At 71.3% G+C, this 6,159-nt stretch carries 8 protein-coding genes; 4 read left to right on the top strand and 4 right to left on the bottom strand.

The window, feature by feature from the left end; translation table 11 throughout:
• The coding region (locus tag PROKR_RS09730; RefSeq protein WP_051432833.1) for an SDR family NAD(P)-dependent oxidoreductase at positions 1-588 on the top strand (588 nt) is incomplete at its 5' end.
• Between the two features lie 49 nt (positions 589-637).
• On the opposite strand, the gene PROKR_RS09735 is transcribed toward PROKR_RS09730, so the two are convergent.
• Entirely contained in the window at positions 638-1,735 is a 1,098-nt protein-coding gene (locus PROKR_RS09735) for a magnesium and cobalt transport protein CorA (protein ID WP_036962620.1), read from the bottom strand.
• A 72-nt stretch (positions 1,736-1,807) separates the two neighbouring features.
• On the opposite strand from PROKR_RS09735, the gene pyrE reads away from it, so the two are divergent.
• Together pyrE and PROKR_RS09745 are read left to right on the top strand one after the other, a co-directional pair.
• The gene (gene pyrE, locus PROKR_RS09740) at positions 1,808-2,383 is read left to right on the top strand and encodes an orotate phosphoribosyltransferase (RefSeq protein ID WP_036962722.1); all 576 of its coding nucleotides are present in this window, start codon (positions 1,808-1,810) and stop codon (positions 2,381-2,383) included.
• Positions 2,384-2,464: 81 nt separating this feature from the next.
• Positions 2,465-3,193, top strand: a complete 729-nt coding sequence (locus PROKR_RS09745) for a type III secretion system chaperone family protein (RefSeq protein ID WP_157601992.1) — start codon at positions 2,465-2,467, stop codon at positions 3,191-3,193.
• Positions 3,194-3,257: 64 nt separating this feature from the next.
• On the opposite strand, the gene PROKR_RS09750 is transcribed toward PROKR_RS09745, so the two are convergent.
• Entirely contained in the window at positions 3,258-4,034 is a 777-nt protein-coding gene (locus tag PROKR_RS09750; protein ID WP_036962622.1) for an HAD-IIA family hydrolase, read from the bottom strand.
• A 74-nt stretch (positions 4,035-4,108) separates the two neighbouring features.
• Positions 4,109-4,897 carry a VTT domain-containing protein gene (locus tag PROKR_RS09755; RefSeq protein WP_051432834.1) on the bottom strand — a complete coding sequence of 263 codons (789 nt, stop codon included), beginning with the start codon at positions 4,895-4,897 and terminating at the stop codon, positions 4,109-4,111.
• Positions 4,898-4,995: 98 nt separating this feature from the next.
• On the opposite strand from PROKR_RS09755, the gene PROKR_RS09760 reads away from it, so the two are divergent.
• Positions 4,996-5,625 carry a TrmH family RNA methyltransferase gene (locus tag PROKR_RS09760; protein ID WP_036962623.1) on the top strand — a complete coding sequence of 210 codons (630 nt, stop codon included), beginning with the start codon at positions 4,996-4,998 and terminating at the stop codon, positions 5,623-5,625.
• Positions 5,626-5,846: 221 nt separating this feature from the next.
• On the opposite strand, the gene PROKR_RS09765 is transcribed toward PROKR_RS09760, so the two are convergent.
• Positions 5,847-6,159, bottom strand: a 313-nt coding sequence (locus PROKR_RS09765) for a substrate-binding domain-containing protein (protein WP_036962625.1), incomplete at its 5' end; no start/stop codon positions are given.

Here is a 6,159-nt window from a genome sequence, read left to right on the forward strand (position 1 = left end):
GACGTCGCGCGGGTCGCGGCGCGCCTCGCCGTCGTCGGCGGCCGGCCCGAGGACGGCGACCTGCGGCCCGTCGGCCTGCTCGTCAACAACGCCGGGTTCGCCACGAGCTCGCCGTTCGCCACTGGCCGCGTCACCACCGAGCGCCGGGGGATCGACGTCATGGTCAAGGCGGTCGTCGAGCTCACGCACGCCGCCGTCGGGCAGATGCTCGAACGGGACCGCGGCGCGATCCTCAACGTCGGCTCGGTCGCCGCCCTCACCGCGGGCGGCACCTACGCCGCCGCCAAGGCGTACGTGCGCACCTTCACCGAGTCCCTGGCCGCCGAGCTCAAGGGCACCGGCGTCACCGCCACGCTGCTGTCCCCCGGGTTCACGCACACCGAGTTCCACGCGCGCGCCGGAATCGCCGAGTCCTCGATCGTCCCCGAGTGGGGCTGGCTCCAGGCCGAGGACGTGGTGCGGACGGCGCTCGCGGACGCGCGCCGCGGCGTCGTCCTGTCCACGCCCTCGGTGCGCTACAAGGTGGCCTCGGCCGCGCTGCGGGTCATGCCCCGCTGGGCGGTGCGCGCGGTCGGCAGCTACCGCTGAGCCGGCGTCCGGGCCGGTGCCGGGCGGTCCGGCGTCGGGCGGGCCGGTGTCAGAGCCAGCCGACGCGCTTGAAGATCCAGTAGAAGACGCCGCCCAGGCCGAGCATCCCGAGGATCGCGAGCGGGTACCCGAAGGTCCAGCGCAGCTCGGGCATGTGCGTGAAGTTCATGCCGTAGATGGTGCCGATCAGCGTGGGCGCGAAGAGGATGGCCGCCCACGCGGAGATCTTCTTCATCTGCTCGTCCTGCTTGAGGCTGATCTCCGTCATGCGGCGCGACTCCTCGTTCTGCTCCTGCGTCACCAGCGTGGAGTGCACGTTGAGGGCGTTGGTCAGGAGCGAGCGGAACGTCTCCGAGGTCTCCGCGTGCTTGATCGCGTGGTCCAGCACGTTGCGCAGGCTGCGCAGCAGCTCGACCCAGCGGTGGTCCTGCACGTCGCCCTCCGGGTGCGGGGCGTCCTCCGGGTGCGCGGCGGCGGACTGCTCGTCGGCGTACTCCCGCTTGGCGTCGTACAGATCCTGGAGCATCTCGACCAGCGGGCCGGTGGCGCGCTGGAGCCCGATCACCTCGCGGGTCGCCTCGTAGATGCGGAAAGACACCTCCGGGTCGCGCGAGAAGAGCTGGTCCTCGATCTGGTCGATGGCCCCGCGCAGGCGCGTGACCACGGGTCGGTAGGTGTCCACGACCTCGTCCAGCAGCGCCGCGAGGATCGCGACCGGCCCGAGGCGCAGCAGGTCCGGGTCCTGCTCCAGCCGGCCGCGCAGCGCGTCGAGGTCGGGCGTCACGGACCGCCGGATCGTGACGACGAAGTCCGGGCCCACCCACGCGTGCACCTCGCCGAACTCCACGCGGTCGACGTGCCCGTCGCCGTCGTCGTCGACGTTTCGTGCGGGGTGCAGCACCACGAACAGCACGTCGTCGTAGTGCTCGACCTTGGGGCGCTGGTGCGCGTTGATGGCGTCCTCGACCGCCAGCGGGTGCAGGGAGAACTCCGCGGCGACCGCCTCGATCTCGGCCGGCGCAGGCCACGACAGGTCGACCCAGGCGATCCCGCCGCGCTCGCGGGTCGTCTCACAGGTCTCCTCGATGCTCGCCGGGTTGGCCGTGCGCCTGCCGTCCACGTACACCGCGTTGTCCATGATGCTCACAGCAGAACCTTCCCAGAGGTGGACGGCAACCCGGGCCACGGTCCGGCGGCACGCGCGACGTACCCTTGCACCGTGAACGCTGACTTCTCCCCGACCCCGCGCGAGCAGCTCGCCGAGCTCATCAAGGAGCTCGCCGTGGTGCACGGCAAGGTGACGCTCTCCTCCGGCAAGGAGGCCGACTACTACGTCGACCTGCGCCGCATCACGCTGCACCACCGGGCCGCCCCGCTCGTGGGGCACGTGCTCCTGGACCACCTGGAGGAGGTCGGGCTCGGTACGGCCGAGATCGACGCCGTCGGCGGTCTCACCCTGGGCGCCGACCCGATCGCCGACGCGCTGCTGCACGCCGCGGCCTCGCGCGGGCAGGACCTGGACGCGTTCGTGGTGCGCAAGGCGGCCAAGGCGCACGGCATGCAGCGCCAGATCGAGGGCCCGGACATCGCCGGCCGCAAGGTGGTCGTCGTGGAGGACACGACGACGACGGGCGGGTCGCCGATCGCGGCGATCGAGGCCGCCCGGGCCGCGGGCGCCGAGGTGCTGGGCGTCGCCACGATCGTGGACCGGGCCACCGGCGCGGGCGAGAAGATCGAGGCGCTCGGGGTGCCGTACCACTACCTCTACGGGCTCGGGGACCTCGGCCTCTCCTAAGGGTCGCTATCGCAAAACTGGCCGTCTCCATATCACTCCCCCGCGGAGACTTTTGCCTAGCCCTACTGTATCTTTAAGTTCATGGGGCCATTTGTCGCATTAGTCCTGCTCGTCATCGGCGTGGTGGTGTTCACGGTCGCCGCAGCGCGGATCATGAAGCGTGGGCGCTCGCAGGACGTCGCGCAGTGGGCCGAGGCGAACGGCTGGGAGTACGTGGGCAAGGACCCGGTCCTCGCCCAGCGCTGGTCCGGCCGGCCGTTCGGCATCGGCGTGGACCGGGTGGCCCGCGACGTCGTCCGCGGCAACGTCGACGGGTTCGACATGGTCTCGTTCACCTACACGTGGCGGTCCGGCGCGCCCGAGGGCGACTCGCGGCGGATCGGCCTGCGCCGCACGGCTCACGTGGTGGCGCTCGACGCGCTGCCGGGTGAGCCGGTCATCGACCTCTCGCCGGAGGGGCTCCGCGAGAAGTGGCAGAAGCTGTTCGGGGCGCAGGACGTGCAGATCGACAACCCGGCGTTCGACGGCCAGTGGCTGGTGCGCACGTCCGACGAGTTCTTCGCGCGGCGGGCCCTCGACGCGCGCCTCGCCAACATCGTGATGCTGCCCGACTTCCACGGCTCCCGGCTGCGGATCGAGGGGCCCTCGGTGCTGCTGTGGCGTCCGGGCCGCACCGACGTCACTACCCTGACGGACCGGGCCAAGCGGGTCGCGGACGTCGCGCGCATCGTGCTGCCCATGGAGAAGGGCGGGCCGCGCTTCGAGTCGGGCGGCACGATCGACGGCTTCGGGATCCCGGGCCTGACCTGACCCGGCTCGACCTGACGCCCGTCCGGCTCCGGCCGGCCCGGAGCGCTCAGACCGGCTCGACCGCTCAGACCAGCTCGACGATGTCCGCGATCGACTTCATCACGTGGCTCGGCCGGAACGGGTACTTCTCGACCTCGCCCGCCGACGTCGAACCGGTGAGCACGAGGAACGTCTCCAGGCCGGCCTCCATGCCGCCCAGGATGTCGGTGTCCATGCGGTCGCCCACCATGGCGGTCGACTCCGAGTGCGCCCCGATCAGGTTCAGCGCCGACCGGAACAGCACCGGGTTGGGCTTGCCCACGTAGTAGGGCTGGCGTCCGGTCGCCGCCGTGATCATGGCCGCCACGGAGCCCGCGGCGGGCAGCAGGCCCTCCTGCGAGGGGCCGGTGACGTCCGGGTTGGTGCAGATGAACCGGGCGCCGTCGACGATCAGGCGGATGGCCTTGGTGATCGCCTCGAACGAGTAGGTGCGGGTCTCGCCGAGCACCACGTAGTCGGGGTCCGCGTCGGTGAGCGTGTAGCCCGCCTGGTGCAGCGCCGTCGTCAGACCCGCCTCGCCGATGGCGTACGCGCTGCCGTTGGGGATCTGGTCCGCGACGAACTGGGCCGTGGCCAGGGCCGACGTCCAGATGTTCTGCTCCGGCACGTCGATCCCGCTGTACGCGAGCCGGGCGCGCAGGTCGCGCGGCGTGAAGATCGAGTTGTTGGTCAGCACGAGGAACGGCAGGTCCTTGTCGCGCAGCGCCTTGATGAACTCGGGGCCGCCGGGGAGGGCAGTGCCCTCGTGCACCAGCACGCCGTCCATGTCCGTGAGCCAGGCTTCGGTGGTCCGCTCGATCATGGGCGCCAGCCTAGTGGTTCGCGCGTCAAAGCCTGGTGCTTCTCCGGTCCCTGGCGGCGGGCCTCGGGCCGCGCCTACTCCTGCGGTTCGCGGGCGCTGCCCGCCAGAGCGCCGTCGGACTGCGCGGACGCCTTCTCGGCCGGGACCTGATCGGCAAGCGCCTGTGCCGCCGCCCGCTCCGTGCGCCGGGCCCGCCAGATCTCGACGACCATCGGGATCACCGAGACCAGCACGATGAGGACGAGCAGCGCCTCGATGTTCTCCTTGACGAAGGTGAAGTTGCCGAGCACGTAGCCCAGCAGGGTCACGCCGACCGCCCACAGGAGCGCGCCGATCGCGTTGTACGTGACGAAGTGCCGGTACGACATCTTGCCGACGCCGGCCGCGACCGGGGCGTAGGTGCGCACGATCGGCACGAATCGGGCCACGATGATGGTGCGGCCGCCGTACTTGTCGAAGTACGCGTTGGTCTGGTCGATGTAGGACCGCTTGAAGAGCTTCGAGTCGGGCTTGTCGAAGATCTTCGGGCCCGCTTTGCGGCCGATCAGGTAGCCGGTCTGGTCGCCGAGGAACGCGGCGGCGAACAGCATGAGGCACAGCACCCCGATGTTGATCTGCAGCGTGCCCTGCGCCACGAGCGCACCCGCGGTGAACAGCAGCGAGTCGCCGGGCAGGATCGGGAACAGCAGCCCCGTCTCGACGAAGATGACGAGCGCGATGCCGACCAGTGCGGCGTCCCCGAACCGCTCGATGAGGTAGTTCGGGTCCATCCAGTCGATGCCCAGGAGCTGCGGCACGGCCGCTGCGTCGACGGGGGCGGCGGCCAGCCCGGACACGACCTCCGGGAGTACGGTCGTCAGCATGGATCGAGCGTAGCGGGGCACAATGACGGGCATGACCAGCACGTCCTCCGGTCCGGGAACCGTCACAGCACCCGCACACGGCTCCGGCGGGGTCGGCCTTGTCTGAGCGCCCGCTGCCCGTCCCCGCGGAGGGTCCTGAGCCCGAGGTCGGCGTCGGGCCCTGGCCCGGCATCCGGCCCGACGACCCCCGCTACGACCCCGAGCTCCTCGCCGAGGGCGACCGCCGCAACGTGGCCGACCAGTACCGCTACTGGACCGTGGAGGCGATCGTCGCCGACCTGGACACGCGCCGGCACCCGTTCCACGTGGCGATCGAGAACTGGGCGCACGACCTCAACATCGGCTCCGTGGTCCGCACCGCCAACGCGTTCAACGCAGCGGGCGTGCACATCGTGGGCCGACGCCGCTGGAACCGCCGCGGCGCGATGGTCACCGACCGCTACCTGCACGTGACCCACCACGCGGACGCCGCCGCGCTGGCCGAGTGGGCCGGTGACCTCCCGATCGTGGGCATCGACAACGTGCCCGGGTCGGTGCCGATCGAGGGGCACGCGCTGCCCCGTGGCTGCGTGCTGCTGTTCGGCCAGGAGTCGACGGGCCTGACGGCGGAGGCGCAGGCGGCCTGCGACGTCGTCCTGCACATCACGCAGTACGGGTCGACGCGCTCGATCAACGCGGGCGCCGCGGCCGCGATCGCCATGCACACGTGGATCGAGCAGCACGCCTGAGGCCGTGGGCTCGCTCGGCAGTTGGCACGGTCGGCAGTTGGCATCGAGATCGGCTCAGGCCTGAGCCGATCTCGATGCCAACTGCCGACCGTGCCAACTGCCGACCGTGCCAACAGCCGACCGTGCCAACAGCCGACGATGCCAACTGCCGATCGTGCTGTGGGCTGCTTGCTGCTGGCGTCCTCGCGGCGCTGGGGCAGGAGGTCAGGCGGAGGCGGCGCTCAGGAGCGTCCGTCCTTGCCGGGCAGGGCCGGCGTCGACTCGCGGAGCACTACCTCGCCGCGTACCGGCGTGCTCAGGTCGCCAGCCTTGCCGAGCGCCAGGTCGGTCGCCAGCTCGCCGACCTCCGCGAGCGGGATCCGCACGGTCGTCAACCCGGGGGAGACGTCGCGCAGGGTGTGGATGTCGTCGAACCCCGCCACGGCGACGTCGTCCGGCACGCTCAGCCCGGCATCGCGGACGGCGGCCATCGCGCCCACCGCCATGACGTCGTTGACGGCGAAGACGAGCTCGGGCAGCCGGCCCGAGCTGCCA

The sequence above is a fragment of the Promicromonospora kroppenstedtii DSM 19349 genome (genome assembly GCF_000515355.1).
Classification (GTDB): domain Bacteria; phylum Actinomycetota; class Actinomycetes; order Actinomycetales; family Cellulomonadaceae; genus Promicromonospora; species Promicromonospora kroppenstedtii.

What these genes read in the sequence shown, in the direction of transcription:
- PROKR_RS09745 (WP_157601992.1), top strand. Translation starts at nt 2,465, where the DNA reads ATGGGGCCATTTGTCGCATTAGTCCTGCTCGTCATCGGCGTGGTGGTG.
- PROKR_RS09750 (WP_036962622.1), bottom strand. Translation starts at nt 4,034, where the DNA reads ATGATCGAGCGGACCACCGAAGCCTGGCTCACGGACATGGACGGCGTG.
- PROKR_RS09755 (WP_051432834.1), bottom strand. Translation starts at nt 4,897, where the DNA reads ATGCTGACGACCGTACTCCCGGAGGTCGTGTCCGGGCTGGCCGCCGCC.